Below are 17234 nucleotides of genomic sequence, written 5' to 3' on the forward strand. Positions count from 1 at the left end.
TTTGCCTTTCGGCGGGCGGAAAACGGACGGGGCGCACACGGCGCCGCGCCGGCGATCACAACCGAGGTGCGTATGCGCGCGATCAGGAACTATGTCGAGGATCTCGGGCGCAGGGCCCGCGCGGCGGCCGCGGCGCTCGCCCGCCTCTCCACGGAGGCCAAGAACGCCGCGCTCCTGGCGATGGCCGAAGCCGTCGTGCGCGAGGCGGCGTCGCTGGAAGCCGCCAACCGGCTCGACCTCGAGGCGGCGGAGCGGGCGGGGGTTTCGCCCGCCGTCCGCCAGCGCCTCCGGCTGGACGGCGCCGCGCTCGCCGGGATCCGGGACGGCCTGCGGCAGGTGGCCGCGCTTCCCGACCCGGTGGGGGAGCTGCTCGGGGAGTGGGAGCGGCCGAACGGCCTCCGGATCAGCAAGGTGCGGGTCCCGATCGGCGTGATCGCCATGATCTACGAGGCGCGCCCCAACGTGACGCCCGACGCGGCGGCGCTCTGCGTCAAGTCCGGCAACGCGGTGATCCTGCGCGGCGGCCGCGAGGCCCTGCGCTCCAACATCGCCCTCGCCCGGCTGCTCCGGGAAACCTCCGCGGCGAGTGGGCTCCCGGCGGACTCGATCCAGCTCGTCGAGAGGCCGGAGCACGAGGCGGTGGACGAGCTGCTCACGCTGAACGAATGGATCGATCTCGTGATACCGCGGGGCGGCGAGGCGTTGATACGGAAGGTCGTCGAGCGCTCGACCATCCCGGTCATCAAGCACTACCGCGGCGTCTGCCACGTCTACGTGGACCGAAGCGCCGAGCTCGAAATGGCCGAGCGGATCGTCGTCAACGCCAAGGCGCAGAAGCCCGCGGTCTGCAACGCCGCCGAGACGCTTCTCGTCCACGAAGAGATCGCCCCCGCGTTCCTCCCGCGCCTCGCCCCCCTCCTCGCCGCGCGCGGGGTGGAGCTGCGGGGGGACGCCGCGGCGCGGGCGATCGTCCCCGAAATGGCGGAGGCGACCGGCTCCGACTGGGGGCGGGAGTATCTCGACCTCATCCTGGCGGTCAGGGTGGTGAAAGACCTCGACGAGGCGGAGGCCCACATCGCCCGGTACGGCTCGCAGCACTCCGACGCCATCGTGGCGGAGGACCGCGAGGCCGCCGAGCGCTTCCTGCGCGAGGTGGACTCGTCCGCCGTCTTCTGGAACGCGTCGACGCGCTTCAACGACGGCGGCCAGTTCGGGATGGGCGCCGAGATCGGGATCAGCACCGACCGGATCCACGCCCGGGGGCCGATGGCCCTCCCCGAGCTGACCATCTACAAGTACGTGGTGCGCGGGGCGGGGCAGGTGAGGGACTGATCGTGCCGACCGTGCGGGGCGGGCGAAACGGGGCGGGGGAGCCGGCCAGGATCGGGATCATGGGCGGCTCGTTCGACCCGATCCATCTCGGGCACCTGATCGTCGCCGAGCGGGCGAGGGAGGCGCTCGGGGCGGACCGGGTGCTGTTCATCCCGTGCAACATCCCGCCGCACAAGGACGCCGCCGGGCTCACGAGCGGGCGGCACCGGCTGCGCATGATCGAGCTCGCGGCGGCGGGCAACCCGAGATTCCGCGCCTCCGACATCGAGCTGCGCCGCGGGGGGGTGTCGTACACGGTGGAGACGATCGAGGAGCTGCGGAACCTCCACGGCCGGGGGGCGAAACTCTGGTTCATCATCGGCGCCGACAGTTTGCGGGAACTGACCACCTGGCGCGACTACCGGCGCCTGCTCCGTCTCTGCACGGTGGTGACCGCGGGGCGGCCCGGCGTTGCGCTCGACCGGTGGCGCGGGGCGCGGGGCGCGTTCGGCGGCCGGGAGATCGCGCGGCTCAAGAAGCATTTCCTCGACGCGCCGCTGATCGGCATATCCTCCTCGGAGATACGCCGGCGGCGGCAGGCGGGGATGAGCATACGCTATCTCGTTCCCCCCGCGGTGGAGCGCTACATCGCCGCCCACGGCCTGTACGGGGGGGCTGCGGAGAGGGGGCGCGTCAGATGCCGCGCCGCGCGAACGCGCTGACGCGGCCGCAGGGAACGCGGCGCCGGGTGCCGCGGCGCGGATACGATGCGGGGATGCGTGCGCCGCGGAGACTCGCGGATCTTGTCGGATGATGCCGTCGCCGTGAAGGTCCGCGGCGAACGATGCGCCTCCTCCGACTTCTCCGCGGCGCCCTACAAAGGAGGCAGCGTGAGAACGCCACGAGCCGGGAAGACGCCGGCCGCGAAAAAGATCGCCCTCGCGTGCGCGAAGGCCGCCGGGGAGAAGCAGGCGCGCGACATCGTCGTCCTCGACATCCGGAAGGTCTCCTCGATCGCGGACTACTTCGTGATCTGCGGCGCCGCCTCCGACCGCCAGGTGAAGGCGGTCGCCGAGGGGGTCATCGACGCGATCGCGGCGCTCGGGACGCGCTGCTACCACAGCGACGGGTGGCGGGACTGCACCTGGATCGTCCTCGATTTCGTCGACGTGATCTTCCACGTGTTCCAGGACGAGGCGCGCGAGCGGTTCGGGATAGAGCGCCTCTGGGGCGACGCCGCGCGGGTGAAGACGAAGACAATTCCCGGTTGATCGTTTCCGGCATGGGGGGTACGGCTCCCCGGAAGGGCGGATATGGACGCACCAGGGCATCGCCGGGACCGCAGCATCCGGTCCCGCGTCGAGGAGGCGCTCGTCCGGGCCTGCCGCGCCTCCGCGCCTGGGCGCGTCCCCGCCGTCATCCTCGAGAAGCCCCGGCGGGAGGGGCACGGCGACCTGTCCACGAACCTCGCTCTCCTCGTCGCCCGGGAGACGGGGGAGAAGGGGCGCGACGTCGCGGAGAGGCTCGCCGCCGCGCTCCGGGCGGACGCCGGGCTCTGCCCCTCCGTCATCGCGAAGATCCAGATCGCGGGGGGCGGGTTCATCAACTTCTTCCTCGCCCCCGGGGCGTTCCACGCCGCCCTCGCCCTGCTCCTGAGCGATCCGGAGCGGTTCGGCGTCTCCGTCCCGTCGGACCCGAAGCGCATCCTCGTCGAGTTCGTGAGCGCGAACCCCACCGGCCCCCTCACGGTCGCGCACGGCAGGCAGGCGGCGGTAGGGGACAGCATCGCGCGCCTCCTCGGCGCGGCGGGACACCAAGTCGTGCGCGAGTACTACCTGAACGACCGCGGGAAGCAGATCCGCCTCCTCGGCCTCTCCGCGTGGCGGCGCTACCTGGAGCTGTTCGGCGACAAGGCGGAGATCCCCGAGGACGGCTACCGCGGCGACTACCTGCGCCTCGTCGCCGCGCGGGCGAGGGAGCGCGAGGGGGACCGGTGGCGCGGGGCGGCGGAGGAGGCGGCGGTCGCGTTCTTCTCCAGCTTCGCGGCGGGCGAGATCCTCGCGGAGATCCGGAACGACCTCGACCGGTTCCGCGTGCGCTTCGACCGGTGGACGAGCGAAACGGAGTTCGGCGCCACGGGGAAGATCGAGGAGTGCCTCGATCTCCTCCGCCGGAACGGGTTCGTCCGGGAGCGGGACGGGGCGGTCTGGTTCGAGAGCACGAGGCTGGGCGACGACAAGGACCGCGTGCTCGTCAAGGGCGACGGGTCGCGCACCTACTTCACCCCCGATATCGCCTACCACCGCGACAAGTTCGAGCGCGGTTTCGACCGCGTCATCGACCTTTGGGGTCCCGATCACCACGGCTACATCCCCCGGATGAAGGCCGCGGTCAGGGCGCTCGGCTACCCAGAGGACCGGTTCACCCCGCGCATCGTCCAGCTCACGACCCTTTTCCGCGGGAAGGAGAAGCTGTCGATGTCCACGCGCGCGGGCGAGTTCGTGACGCTGCGGGAGGTCGTCGACGAGGTGGGCGTGGACGCCGCCCGGTACTTCTTCGCCCGGATGCGCACCGAAAGCCACCTCAACTTCGACCTCGCCCTCGCCGCGGAGCGCTCCAACGACAACCCGGTCTACTACGTCCAGTACGTCCACGCGCGCATCTGCAGCATCTTCAAGCGGCTCCCGGAGAAGCTGCCGGGGTTCGTGGTGCCGCCGTGGGGCGAGGCGCCGCTCGACCGGCTCGTCCAGCGCGAGGAGCTCGACCTGATCGGCGCGCTCTCGGAGTTCCCGCACATGGTGCGGAAGGCCGCGGACTCCCTCGAGCCGAACCTGCTCTGCAACTACCTCGAGGCGCTCGCCGCCGGTTTCCACCGCTGCTACGCCGCGCACACGGTCATCTCGAACGACGCCGCCCTGACCGCCGCGCGGCTGGCCCTCGCCGAGGGGGTGCGCGCCGTCGTCCGGAGCGGCCTCGACCTCCTGGGGGTCTCGGCCCCGAGGGAGATGTAGGGGGGCGCGGCGCGCCTCTCCACCGCAACAGGGAGACGACCATGATCGGATGCACCATCGGGAGGCTGTTCCAGGTCACCGTCGCCGGGGGGTCGTACCAGGAGGGGCTCGCCGCCGTCGTGCAGGGCCTCCCCCCCGGGATGCCGCTGAGCGAGGAGGAGATCTACGCCGACCTGCTGCTGCGCAAGCCGGGCGCGGACGAGCTCTCCAGCCCGCGCAAGGAGCCGGACCTGCCCATCATCCTGACCGGCCTCAACGCCGCCGACACCGTGGAGGGGGCGGGGAACCGGAACCGAACGAACGGGACGCCGCTGACGATCCTCATCCCGAACCTGGACCGCCACTTCGTCCATATCAAGCAGTACCAGGACACCAACCGCACGCCGCGCCCCGGGCACGCCTCCTGGGCCTCGTTTCTCAAGTACGGTCCCGACGACGACGCCGTCGGCGCCGGCTTCTTCAGCGGGCGCCACACCGCCCCGGTCGTCGCCGCGGGGTCGGTCGCCAGGAAGGTCCTCGCCCGCTGCGGGATCCGCGTCTTCGCCTACGTCCGCGAGATGGCGGGGGTGCGCTGCGGCGACATGGACCACGAGAAGGCGTTCGCCTCCGTGGAGGCGTACAAGCGGATGCGGCGCGACACCGACCCGTTCCAGCGGGCGGTGTACGCGCGCGGGCGCGTCACGATGGAGATGCGCTTCCTCGAGAAGGCGCGCGTCTTCGCCGAGATCGAGAAGGAGATCGACAAAATACGGGCCGGCGCGCCCCGGCTCGCCCCCGGGGAGGTGCGGGAGCGGTACGGGGTGCACCACGTCGTGAACTGCCCGGACCCGGATGCCGCCGCCGGGATGCTCGAGGCCGCCACCCGGGTGTCGGCCGCCGGCGACTCCTCGGGCGGCGTGGTGGAGCTCGTCGCGCTCGGCGTCCCCGCGGGGCTCGGCGAACCGGTCTTCTGCAAGCTCGACGCGGCGCTCGGCGGGATGCTCGGCATCGGGGCGGTCAAGGGGGTGGAGGTCGGCGCGGGCTTCGCCGTGAAGGATATGACCGGCTCGGTGTGCAACGACCAGATGCGGGCGGAGAACGGGCGCGTGATCTTCCTCTCCAACAACGCCGGCGGGATCACCGGCGGTCTGGCGACCGGCCAGCCGGTCGTCGCGCGCATCGCCGTCAAGCCCACGCCCACCATCGACCGGCCGCAGAAGACGATCGACAAATACACGAAGAGGAATACCGAGCTGGCGGCCATCACGCGGCGCGACCCGACGATCGTGGCGCGCATCTGGCCGGTCGCGGAGTCGTACGCCGCCCTGGCGCTGCTCGACCAGCTGATGATCCATTTCGGCTACCAGACGCTCAGGGAGCGCGCGGCGGGAACAAACCCTTGAAAATCCGGCGCAAGGTGCTATAGTTGCACCGGTTCCATCGCGTGAGGACAGGAGGAGAGAGATGGCTCACAAGATCATCGAGGTGTGCGTGTCCTGCGGCGCATGCGAGGCCGAGTGCCCCGTACAGGCGATCAGCCAGGGCGAGACGACCTACCTGATCGATCCCGCCAAGTGCACCGACTGCGGGGCGTGCGTCGAGGTCTGCCCCGTGCAGGCCATCGTGAAACCCGAGTGACGGCCGCCGCCTCGCCGTCGTCTCGGTGCCCCAGATGCCCCCGCACACCGTGCGCCCGCATTCGGCCCGCCTGCTCGCCGCGGCGGCGCTGATCGCCTGCGCGGCGCCCCTCCGGGGAGAGGCCGTCCCCGGGCCGGACGACGCGGGGGCGCGCTGCGCCTCCGCCCTGAAGCTCCTGGAGGCCGGCAGGCGGCGCGAAGCCGCAGCCGAGATGGCCGCTGCGCTCGACGCCTGCGCCGGCACGGCCGCCGCCGCGGCGCCCTCCTCCGCCTCCGAGAAGCGTTACCGCGCCGGGCTGGAGCAGTTGGGCGTCCGGTACGATTCGCTCGCGGAGAAGGAGTTCAGGGAGGCGCTGTCGCTCGATCCCGGCCACGCCGCCGCGCGCTACCAGCTCGCCTTCCTGCTCGGCAACAGGGGCGACTACGCGGGGATGTTCCGCGAGATCTGGCAGGCGGTCCGGACCCGGCCGCTGGAGACCGAGAAGCTCCGGGCGATCGGCGGGCTCTCCCTGATGGCCGGCGACGTGCCCCGGGCGATACGGGCCTACGAGCGGGCGCTGGAGCTCTCCCCCTCCTCCCCGGAGGTCCGAAGGATGCTCGGCCTGGTGCTGGTCGAGAACGGCAGGAGGGACGAGGGGTTCGCGATGCTCCGGCAGGCGCTCGACGCGCAGCCGGGCGACTATTCGACCCTCTCCTCCCTCGGCCTCGCCCACGCCCTGGCCGGCGACTACCCGAAGGCGGAGGAGACGCTCAAGAAGGCGATCGAGATCAACCGCGGGCACCCGGAGGCGCTGTCGCGCCTCGGGATGGTCCTCCTCGTCCAGGACCGCGCCGGAGAGAGCGTCCGGCTGCTCGACGCGGCGGTGAAGACCGCGCCCGATTCCGCCGATCTCCACGCCAACCTGGCGAAGGCGTACAGGGCCGAGGGAAAACTCGACGAGGCCGAGCGCCACTACACGCTCGCCCTGAAGGCGGACCCGGGGAACTACGACGCCTGGTTCGAGCTGGGCGCCATCCAGAGCGCGGCGGGGCGCTTCGAGAGGGCGCTGGAGGCGTACCGGAAGGCGGCGGAGCTCGACCCCGGCCTCGCCCGCGCCCACCACAGGATCGGCCTGCTTTTGGCGAAGAAGAAGCAGTACGCCGACGCGGAGAAGAGCTTCAAGAAGGCGCTCGACGCGAACTGCGACTTCGCGGACGCCTACTTCGCGCTCGCCCTGATCGCGCGCGAGCACCGGAAGGACCCGCGCGCCGCCGCGCACTACTGCCGGATGTACCTGCTCTACGACTCGAGGAGCCCCCGCGCGGCGCAGGCGGCGCGCTGGATAGAGGACGCGGAAGGCGGGGGGAAAGGCGGGGGCTAGACGCGCCGCTCGGAGGCGGGCCGGTATGCCGTTCCTGGACAAGGTGCTGCCGCGGATCGACCGGGTCGACCGGGACCGGCTCGGCGGCATGCTCACGACGCTCGCGCGCGAGCGCGACCTGTTCCGGCAGGTGTTCAACCTGCTCGGCGAGGGGATCGTCGTCACCGACCGGGAGGGGAAAGTCACCTTCGCCAACCGGTCCGCGGACTCGATGCTGACGGCGGGCAGGGAGACGCTGGAGGGGATGCGCCTGGCCGACGTCCTCCCCGACGCCCGGCTCCGCCGCTTCATCGCGGAGGCGCTCAGGGGGCGCGTGGGGATACTCGCCCGCGAGATGACCGTGGAGCGCCCGGCGCCCGAGCACCTCACGGTCACCGTGATGCCGATCGACGAGCAGGGGGGCGCCTTCGACGGGGCGGTCTTCATCTTCAGGGTCACCACCGCGGAGATGCGCAGGCAGGCGCGGCACGCCCAGATGAAGCGGATGCAGGCGTTCGGGATGATGGCGGCGGGGATCGCCCACGAGATCGGGAACCCGTTGAACAGCCTCGATATCCACCTTCAGCTCATCGGGCGCAAGATCAGGCTCTTGCAAGGGGCGGGGAAGGCCGAGCTCGCGGAACTCCTCGGCGTCGCCCAGGAGGAGGTCAAGCGCCTCGAGCGGATCGTCGGCGGGTTCCTGAAGGCGGCGCGCCCGGAGCCCCCCGCGTTCACGGAGGCGGAGGTGACCGATATCCTCGACCGGACGATCGCCCTGATGGAGCCCGAGATGCGGCAGGCGGGGATCGCGGTCGAGCGGCGCTACGAGCCGTTCGTCCCCCCGGTGCTGTGCAGCCCCGACCATCTGCGGCAGGTCTTCATCAACCTGCTCAAGAACGCGGTCCATGCGATGCGCGGGGGGGGGACGATCCGCATCGGGGCGGGGGTCGAGCGCGGGCAGGTGGCGGTGACGGTCGCCGACAGCGGCTGCGGCATCCCCGGGGACCAGCTCGGCAGGATCTTCGAGCCGTACTTCACCACGAAGGAGGAGGGGAGCGGTCTCGGCCTCGTGATCGTGGAGCGGCTCGTGAACTCGCACGGGGGGGACCTTGCGGTGTCGAGCGCGCCGGGGAAGGGGACGACGATCACGGTGCGCATCCCGGTGCCGGCGAAGTACGGCAAGCTCCTCACCGGGGGCAGCGATGTCAACGGGGAGCGCGCGTGAGGCGATGAAACCGGTTATTCTGATCGTCGACGACGAGAAGAACACCCGCGAGGGGCTCCGGAGGGGGCTGGAGTCGCCCGCGCACGAGCTGCTGCTCGCCGCCGACGCGGCCGAGGCGCTCGGGGTGCTCACGACGCGGAAGGTGGACCTCGTCCTCACCGACCTCAGGATGCCGGGGGAGAGCGGCCTCGACCTGATGCGCCGCGCCCGGGCGGCAAAATCCGACGCGATCTTCATCCTCCTCACCGCCTACGGGACCGTCGAGACCGCGGTCCAGGCGATGAAGGAGGGGGCGTACGACTACCTGACCAAGCCGGTGAACCTCGACGAGCTCGGGATGATGGTGCACCGCGCGATCGCCTCCCGGCGGCCTAGCGACGAGGAGGCGGCGGGGAGGGGATTCGACGCGCTCATCGGCGACAGCCTGGCGATGGCGCGGATCAAGGGCCTCGTCAGGCAGGTCGCGCCGACGCGGGCGACCGTCCTCATCGAGGGGGAGAGCGGCACGGGGAAGGAGCTCATCGCCCGCGCGATCCATTCCCTGAGCGACCGGAGCGCCCGCCCGTTCGTCGCGGTGCACTGCGCCGCCCTGGCGGAGGGGGTGCTCGAGAGCGAGCTCTTCGGCCACGAACGGGGCGCCTTCACCGGCGCCGTCCGTCGCCATCTCGGCCGCTTCGAGATGGCCGACCGGGGCACGCTCTTCCTCGACGAGGTGGGCGACACGGCCCCGGGGACGCAGGTGAAGCTGCTCCGCGTCCTCCAGGAGCAAACGTTCGAGCGCGTCGGCGGGACGGAGACGGTCAACGTCGATGTCCGCCTCATCACCGCGACGAACGCCTCGCTCGAGAAACTGATGCGCGAGGGCCGGTTCCGCGAGGATCTGTTCTACCGTTTGAACGTCATCCGGCTCGAGGTGCCCCCCCTGCGCGACCGGAAGGAGGATATCCCCCTGCTCGCGGCGGCGTTCCTCAACGAGTTCAACGCGCTCAACGGAACGCGGATCTCCGGCTTCGCCCCCGACGCCCTCGCCGCGCTTGCCGCCTACGGCTGGCCGGGGAACGTCAGGGAGCTGCGCAACTGCGTCGAGGGGCTCGTCGTGCTCTGCCGCGGGACGGAGATCGCCCTCTCCGACCTGCCGGGCAAGATCCGCGAAGGGGCGCAGGAGGCCGGCGACACGCCGCGGGCGCCGGGCGGCGCAACGATCCGGGACGCGGAACGGAAGATGATCGAGGATGCGCTGGCGAAGGCCGGCGGCTCGCGGACCGAGGCGGCCCGCGCCCTCGGCATCAGCCGCCGCACGCTGCACCGCAAGATCAACCGGTACGGCCTGTGAACCGCCTGGGGCACGGGCGCGCGCGCGGGCGCGCGAATGCCGCACACATCCGTGCGGCGGCATCCGCCGAGGCGCGGTCGAGGCGTGGAATCGCGGCGCGCGGCTGCGAGGCGCCGAGCCCGCAGGGTGGGGATGGGGCCGCCGTGCATAGGGCCGCGTGCACGCGCTTGCCGGACCAGTCCGGCAGGTCCGACGTCCCGGGCGCATGCCGCGAAGGCGGGGGAAAGCGGGGATGAACGGATACAGACCGGGCATGATCGCGTGCGTCGCGCTCGCGTTCGGGGCGCCGCTGGTGTGCGCGTGCGCCGCGCACGCCGCCAAGGATTTTTCCGTGGCGGAATCGCGCATCGGCATCACGCCGCCCGACGCGGCCGGGATCGTGACCCTCTCGGGCCCCCCGGGGACCGTCTTCTTCGGCCGGAATCCCGCCGCCACCTTCACGATAGAGAACAAGAGCGCCAGGCCCAAGCGCCCCCCCGGCCAGGGGATCGTGGGGCCCGACGGGGGGTTCAGCGCCCGTATCGCCGGCGCCACCGGCGACAAGATCAAGCTGAAGATCAGCCTGATCACCGGCAAGAACAAGAGCGTGACGCTGAAGGTCCCCCCCGGAATGGCGCCATCGGCCTCCTCGCCTGTCGTGGCGCCCAGGACGGACGTGATCTCCCAATCCCCGTACCGGCCGTGGGTACGCCCGGCTGAGCCGACGCCGGAGATCACCATCAACTACCGGGACGCCCCTTCGCGGCCGTCCCCGGCGCCCGTCGATCCCGACGCCGAAATCCGCACGAGTGGCGTCCTGCCGCCGGAGTGAATAAGACAAGTGATAATGGGTCAGTTCGGGGGGGTAGTCTTTTGGATCTCATCCCCGCGGAAGCAGGGATCCAGCATTGGATCGCATAGTGCTGGATTCCTGCTTCCCGCCTGCCGGATGGCGGGCAGGTCGTCGGAAGGACAAACTACTCGGAAGGACAAACTACTATGGAGTTCCCCCTATAACTGCCCCTTGCTGACAAGTGGCAATCGGATATTGACAAGGTAAACCACTGTGATATTATATGGGCAGAAGTTGATCCCCGTCCGACACGCCGAAAGGCCTCGGACGGGGTTATTTTTTCCCGAGGCCCACCATGCCCGTTGAACCCGCCCAAAAGCGCGCCATTACCTTTGTTGACGGCCAGAATCTGTTCTTCGCCGTGAAGGATGTCTTCGGCTATGCATATCCGAATTATGATGTTATGGCTCTCTCAAAGGCAGTCTGTCGCTTGCAGAATTGGCACCTTCGGCAGGCGCGCTTTTACACGGGAGTGCCCGATCAGACCGATAATGCATTCTGGCATCATTTCTGGAATCATAAGCTGGCGATAATGGGACGGCATGGCGTGCATGTATTTTCGCGCTCCCTCCGCTACCGCAATCGGCGAGTCCGGCTGCCCGATAGCACGCAGCACACATTCACTTCCGGAGAGGAAAAGGGTATTGATGTTCGAATCGCCATCGATGTGATCCGCCTTGCGCACAGTCGGGAGTACGACGTCGCCGTCATCTTCAGCCAGGATCAGGATCTGTCGGAGGTTGCCGATGAGGTGCGCGTCATCGCGAAAGAGCAGAACCGCTGGATCAAGGTTGCCTCCGCCTTCCCGGTGAGCCCTGTGGTGACGAGGGCGCGCGGCATAAACAAGACTGACTGGATCCGTATCGACCGCACCACATATGACACCTGTATCGATTCCAGGGATTATCGCTCCATTGGGACATAGCCGGACCAAAACGGCCCAATTGGATAGTGGTCATTCGTTTGTCATTTGAGCTTCAGCATTCTCCGTGCCCTCCGTGTCTCTGTGGTGAAAATTGCTTTATGGATGAGTACGTGCGGTGCCCGCACTGCGGCGGCGACACGCCGGACGAGAACCTCAACTGCATCTACTGCGGGGAGGCGTTCCCCGCCGCGCTCGGCGTCTTCGGCGCCCTGCGCTACGGCTGGAGGGGCGTCTTCTGCGCCGCTGTCGCCCTCGTTTTGATCCTCTCCATCCTCGCCTGGCTCGTCGTGTAACCGTCCGCACCCTGCGCCTCGACGCGCATATTCCCGCTCCCGCATCCCGGCCTGCCCTCGCGTCATGGGAGGGAGGATGCCGCGCGGATCGTCCGCCCTGCGCGCCGCGCCCCGCCCGTAGCGCGCGTCCCTCTTCCGAAGAGGCCCGCGGGGGGTTATACTGGTGACATGGCCTCTATCGCGTTCTTCGGGATCTTCGGCGTAGCGACGGCCCTCTGCGCGGTTTCCGCCCCCGCGCAGGATACCGCCCTGCATGCGCAGGTCGAGCGCCGCATCGTTGAGATCACGGACGCCGCCCTCGTCCGGCACGGCATCCCCGGGGCGGTCGTGGGCGTCCGGATCGGCGGCGCGGGGACGTGGCTCGTGGCGCGCGGGAAGGCCGACCTCGACGCGGGCAGGGACGCGGAGGCCACCGACCCCATCCGCATCGGAAGCGTCACGAAGTCGTTTACGGCGGTCGCGGCGCTCCAGCTCGCCGACCGCGGCCTGCTCGATCTCGACGACGCGCTCGACCGGTTTGACGCCGGGGCGAAGGTGCCCCACGCCGCCGAGATCACCGTCCGGATGCTCCTCAATCACACGAGCGGCATCTTCGACTATGCGAACGACGAGGTCTTCGAGGAGGATTTCGCCACGAAGCCCGACAAGACCTGGACACCGGAGGAGCTGGTGGATATCGCCGTATCGCACGGCCCCGACTTCCCGCCGGGCGCGCGCTGGGCGTACTCCAACACGAACTACATCCTCCTCGGGATGATCGCCGAGGAGGTCTCCGGCGAGTTTATCGGCGACCTCATCCGCGAGAACATCGTCGAGCCGCTCGGGCTCGCCTGCACCGTGTGGCCCGACGGCCCCACGATGGAGGACCCCTGCCTGCATGGCTACTGGGACCCGGGATGCACGGGCGTTCTCAAGGATTGCAGCAGGTACGAGCCGACCGCCGAGTTCGGCGCGGGTGCGATGATCTCCTGCGTCGAGGACCTCCTCGTGTGGGCGAAGGCGTTCGCGGAGGGGGCGCTGCTCGGCGAATCCGTCCGCCGGGAGCAGCGGACCCTGGTCGACGCCGGCGGGGGGGGGAGATGGGGCCTCGGCGTCTCATTCGTGCACGGATTCTACGGGCACGGCGGGAACATCCGGGGGTACGACATTTCGATGTACCATCTCCCGTCGCGGGACGCGTCGTTCGCGATCCTGCTCAACAGGCAGGTCGGCTGGGAAGAGTGCAGCGCGCCTGTCGTGGTTTCGGCGTCCATCTTCAAGGAGATCGCGGCGGAACTCGTCAAGGCATCCTCCCTCCTCCAGCTCGACCTGAACGGGCGGGAGGCGGCGGTGGGCGACACCGTGAGCGTCCTCGCGACCGCGGCGCACCTCGTGCCCCCCTTCGACGCCTACTGCGTCGTCGAGGATCCCGCGGGGACGCTCTTCTCCCTCGGTCCCGGCGGCGCGGTCATGCCGGGCGTCTCGCCGTTCGCCCGCGGCGTCCCCTTCGTCTCGGATCCCGTGACCGTCGAGCTGTTCCGGGATCCGATCCCCCCGGGCCTGCGGCTCGGCCGCTACCGGGTCACGCTCGGCATCTGCGACCCGGGCGCCCGGCCCTCCCTCGACTCCGCCCGGGAATACCGGCAGGACCTGATCGCCATCCGCTGACTGGGCCATCCCCCCGTCATCGACCGCGCGCCATGTTCAATGCCAACGCCGGCGGGACGTGGCGGCGCAGACTCGGCGGCGCGCTCCCGGCCGGCAGAGGCGTATCCTGCAAGAGCACGGTTGTTGCGCGCGAAATCGCCCCCGCGGCCGGCGACTTTCAGGTCAGGTTCATGCTACACACTGCGATGCGCGAAATAAGCTGATTGAAAAGGAGTATTGGATTAAGATGGATGCGAGAGACCATTCGAGATGGGAGATGGAGTAGAAGGAGCGGCGGAGGCGGCGGTATGATCGCGATACGGAAGAGCCCCGACACCGCGGAGAAGCTCGCGACCCTGTCGCGCGACTCGCGCTACGACCTGGCGTGCGCCTGCGCGACGCGCGCGGACGAGCACCGCCGGCGATCCCCCGATGACACGTGGATCTACCCGGTGATCCATCCCGACGGGCGCGCGACCTTCCTGTTCAAGGTCCTGCTCTCCAACGAGTGCGTCAACCGCTGCGCCTACTGCCCCCTCCGGGCCGGGGCGGATATCGCCCGCTGCACCCTCGCCCCCGAGGAGCTGGCGCGGGCGTTCCTCTCCTACTACAGGGCGGGGCGGGTGAGCGGCCTGTTCCTGAGCAGCGCGGTGCGCGGGAGCCCCGACGACACGATGGAGCGGATCAACCGCGTCGCAGTCTCCCTGCGCAGGGCGCGGTTCAGGGGCTACATCCACCTCAAGATCATCCCCGGGGCCTCGGACGCCGCGATCGAGCAGGCGCTGGGCCTCGCCACGGCGGTGTCCCTGAACATCGAGACCGCCGGGGAGGCCAATTTCAGGCGCCTGGACACCGGGAAGGAGTACCTCCGCGACATCGTCAGGCCGATGCGTCTCATTGGCGCGCTCACCGCGAAGGGACGCCGCTACGCGGGGGTGAAACAGACGACGCAGTTCGTCGTGGGGGCCGCGCAGGAGACGGATGCGGAGCTCATCCGCTACACCTGGAGACTGTACAAGGGGCTGGGGCTGGCCCGGGTCTACTTCAGCGCCTACCAGCGCGCGGCGGGCTCCGCCGCGCTCTCCCCGGTCCGGGGCAACCGCGACCTCCTTATGCGCGAGCACCGGCTCTACCAGGCCGACTGGCTCATCAGAAAGTACGGTTTTGCCGCCGACGAGATACCGCTGGGGCCGGACGGGAACCTGTCGCTCGAGGCCGACCCGAAGGAGATCTGGGCGCGGGCGCACCCGGAGTTTTTCCCCGTCGCGGTCAACAGGGACGACGCCGCCCGGCTCCTCCGTGTGCCGGGGATAGGGCAGGTGGCGGCGAAGCGGATCCTGGCGCTGCGGCGGGACGGAACGAGCTTCCGCTCGCCGGAGGATCTCGCGCGGGCCGTCGTCCTGCGCGGGAAGGCCGTACCCTATCTGTCGTTCTGACCGTTCCTTCCGGGCCTTCCCCGCCCGCGGCTTCCTGTGACATTCTGTCCCACCTGCGACGGGACGGCCTGTCGACTCTGGGGCGGGATGTCACAACCGTTGCCTCGCCGCTCCGGCACTTCAATTCCGCAACACCTCGCGCCGCAGTATATTGCGTTTGCTTGAACGATTCGATCTCTCTTGGAACGCCGCGTGCTTACTAATGAGCGGGATTCCATCCGGGGATCCCCATAAGGAGGATGCAAATGTCCAAGGTTATCGGTATAGATCTCGGTACCACCAACTCATGCGCGGCGGTGATGCAGGGCGGTGAGCCGGTGGTCATCCCCAACGCCGAGGGGAACCGCGTGACGCCGTCAACCGTGGCGATCACCAAGTCCGGCGAGCGGCTCGTGGGGCAGACGGCCAAGCGGCAGGCGGTGACGAACTACAGCAACACCATCTTCTCCATCAAGCGCTTCATGGGGCGCAAGTACGAGGAGGTGGGGAGCGAGATCAAGCTCGTCCCCTACAAGGTCGTGCGCGCCTCCAACGGCGACGTCAACGTCGCCGCCGGCGGCAAGACGATGTCTCCGCCGGAGGTCTCCTCGATCATCCTCCAGAAGATGAAGAGCGACGCCGAGGCGTACCTGGGCGAGAAGGTCACCCAGGCCGTCATCACGGTCCCGGCCTACTTCAACGACAGCCAGCGCCAGGCCACCAAGGACGCGGGCCGCATCGCGGGCCTCGAGGTGCTCCGCATCATCAACGAACCCACCGCCGCCTCGCTCGCCTACGGCCTCGACAAGAAGAAGGACGAGAAGATCGCCGTCTACGACCTCGGCGGAGGCACCTTCGACATCTCCATCCTCGAGATCGGCGACGGCGTCTTCGAGGTCAAATCCACCAACGGCGACACGCACCTCGGCGGGGACGACTTTGACCAGCGGATCGTGGACTGGATCGCCGACGAGTTCAAGCGCGAGCAGGGGATCGACATCCGCCAGGACAAGATGGCCCTGCAGCGCCTGAAGGAGGCGTCGGAGAAGGCCAAGTGCGAACTCTCCTCCGCGACCGAGACCGAGATCAACCTCCCGTTCATCACCGCGGACGCCTCCGGGCCCAAGCACCTCGTCCTCAAGCTCTCCCGCTCGAAGCTCGAGCAGCTGGTGGGCGACCTGATCGAGCGCACCATCGGCCCCTGCAAGCGGGCGATCGAGGACTCCGGCATCGCGCTCGACAAGATCGACGAGGTGATCCTCGTCGGCGGGCAGACCCGGATGCCCAAGGTGCAGGAGGCGGTCAAGAAGCTGTTCGGGAAGGAGCCGCACAAGGGCGTGAACCCCGACGAGGTGGTCGCGGTCGGCGCCGCCATCCAGGCCGGCGTCCTCAAGGGGGAGGTGAAGGACGTCCTGCTCCTCGACGTGACCCCGCTCTCCCTCGGCATCGAGACCCTCGGCGGCGTGACGACCCGCCTCATCGAGCGCAACACCACCATCCCCACCAAGAAGAACGAGATCTTCTCCACCGCCTCCGACAGCCAGACGAGCGTGGACATCCGCGTCCTGCAGGGCGAGCGCGAGATGGCGGCCGACAACAAGCTGATCGGCAACTTCCAGCTCGTGGGCATCCCGCCCGCGCCGCGCGGCATCCCGCAGATCGAGGTGACGTTCGACATCGACGTCAACGGCATCCTCCACGTCTCCGCGAAGGACCTCGGGACCGGCAAGGAGCAGTCGATCAAGATCACCGCCTCGAGCGGCCTGGACGAAGGCGAGATCAAGCGGATGGTCAAGGACGCCGAGCTCCACGCCAACGAGGACAAGACGCGCCGGGAGCGGATCGAGACGAAGAACCGCTCCGAGGCCGCGGTCTACGAGGCCGAGAAGCTCCTGAAGGAGCACGGAGGGAAGATCTCCGCGGAGCAGCAGGAGAAGCTCAAGGCCGCGATGGAGCGCGTCCGGGAGGCGGTGAAGAAGGACGACCACGACGAGATGAAGTCCGCCTCGGAGGCGCTGACGCAGGCCTGGCACGCGGTCTCCTCCGAGCTGTACGCCCAGGCGGGGCCGAAGGGGCGGCCGGAGGGGGCGCAGGGCGGCCCGCAGGGAGGCCCCGGCGCGGGGCAGCCCGGCGAGGAGGGGCCGCAGCAGAAGAAGGGCGGCGACGACGTGATCGACGCCGATTACGAGGTCGTGGACGACGACAAGAAGTAGGGCGCCGGCGCGCAGGGCGGCCCGCACGGACGGCGACAAGGAGGTGATGCGAGGCGGTGACGCGATAGGGCTTGCGATTCGGGCAAAAACGACT

General features: G+C 69.4%; 15 protein-coding genes. All 15 read left to right on the forward strand.

What is annotated here, in order from left to right; translation table 11 throughout:
- Nucleotides 1-72 precede the first annotated feature (72 nt).
- Entirely contained in the window at nucleotides 73-1332 is a 1260-nt protein-coding gene (locus tag GXY35_05355; protein ID NLW94002.1) for a glutamate-5-semialdehyde dehydrogenase, read from the forward strand.
- Nucleotides 1333-1391: 59 nt separating this feature from the next.
- Nucleotides 1392-2033, forward strand: a complete 642-nt coding sequence (gene nadD / locus GXY35_05360; protein ID NLW94003.1) for a nicotinate (nicotinamide) nucleotide adenylyltransferase — start codon at nucleotides 1392-1394, stop codon at nucleotides 2031-2033.
- A 168-nt stretch (nucleotides 2034-2201) separates the two neighbouring features.
- Complete coding sequence (gene rsfS, locus GXY35_05365; GenBank protein ID NLW94004.1) at nucleotides 2202-2582, forward strand: ribosome silencing factor; 381 nt, start codon at nucleotides 2202-2204, stop codon at nucleotides 2580-2582.
- Between the two features lie 42 nt (nucleotides 2583-2624).
- A complete protein-coding gene (locus tag GXY35_05370; protein ID NLW94005.1) occupies nucleotides 2625-4322 on the forward strand; it encodes an arginine--tRNA ligase in 1698 nt (565 codons plus the stop codon).
- A 41-nt stretch (nucleotides 4323-4363) separates the two neighbouring features.
- Nucleotides 4364-5704 (forward strand): chorismate synthase, encoded by a 1341-nt coding sequence (locus tag GXY35_05375; GenBank protein NLW94006.1) that lies wholly within the window; start codon nucleotides 4364-4366, stop codon nucleotides 5702-5704.
- Nucleotides 5705-5765: 61 nt separating this feature from the next.
- Entirely contained in the window at nucleotides 5766-5939 is a 174-nt protein-coding gene (locus GXY35_05380) for a 4Fe-4S binding protein (protein NLW94007.1), read from the forward strand.
- A gap of 34 nt (nucleotides 5940-5973) precedes the next feature.
- Nucleotides 5974-7299 carry a tetratricopeptide repeat protein gene (locus GXY35_05385; protein NLW94008.1) on the forward strand — a complete coding sequence of 442 codons (1326 nt, stop codon included), beginning with the start codon at nucleotides 5974-5976 and terminating at the stop codon, nucleotides 7297-7299.
- A gap of 25 nt (nucleotides 7300-7324) precedes the next feature.
- Entirely contained in the window at nucleotides 7325-8503 is a 1179-nt protein-coding gene (locus GXY35_05390) for a PAS domain-containing protein (GenBank protein NLW94009.1), read from the forward strand.
- Between the two features lie 4 nt (nucleotides 8504-8507).
- Entirely contained in the window at nucleotides 8508-9836 is a 1329-nt protein-coding gene (locus GXY35_05395; protein NLW94010.1) for a sigma-54-dependent Fis family transcriptional regulator, read from the forward strand.
- A 232-nt stretch (nucleotides 9837-10068) separates the two neighbouring features.
- Nucleotides 10069-10647: a hypothetical protein gene (locus GXY35_05400; GenBank protein ID NLW94011.1), complete on the forward strand. Its 579-nt coding sequence runs from the start codon at nucleotides 10069-10071 to the stop codon at nucleotides 10645-10647.
- A gap of 316 nt (nucleotides 10648-10963) precedes the next feature.
- Nucleotides 10964-11593 (forward strand): NYN domain-containing protein, encoded by a 630-nt coding sequence (locus GXY35_05405; protein ID NLW94012.1) that lies wholly within the window; start codon nucleotides 10964-10966, stop codon nucleotides 11591-11593.
- 98 nt (nucleotides 11594-11691) lie between these two features.
- Complete coding sequence (locus GXY35_05410; protein NLW94013.1) at nucleotides 11692-11886, forward strand: hypothetical protein; 195 nt, start codon at nucleotides 11692-11694, stop codon at nucleotides 11884-11886.
- 168 nt (nucleotides 11887-12054) lie between these two features.
- A complete protein-coding gene (locus GXY35_05415) occupies nucleotides 12055-13533 on the forward strand; it encodes a beta-lactamase family protein (protein NLW94014.1) in 1479 nt (492 codons plus the stop codon).
- A gap of 287 nt (nucleotides 13534-13820) precedes the next feature.
- Nucleotides 13821-14948 carry a radical SAM protein gene (locus GXY35_05420; GenBank protein NLW94015.1) on the forward strand — a complete coding sequence of 376 codons (1128 nt, stop codon included), beginning with the start codon at nucleotides 13821-13823 and terminating at the stop codon, nucleotides 14946-14948.
- Between the two features lie 245 nt (nucleotides 14949-15193).
- Nucleotides 15194-17140, forward strand: coding sequence for a molecular chaperone DnaK (dnaK, locus tag GXY35_05425; GenBank protein NLW94016.1), 1947 nt, complete (start codon nucleotides 15194-15196; stop codon nucleotides 17138-17140).
- Nucleotides 17141-17234: the final 94 nt, after the last annotated feature.

This window comes from Chlamydiota bacterium (assembly GCA_012729785.1).
Lineage (GTDB): Bacteria > Auribacterota > Tritonobacteria > UBA1439 > UBA1439 > UBA1439.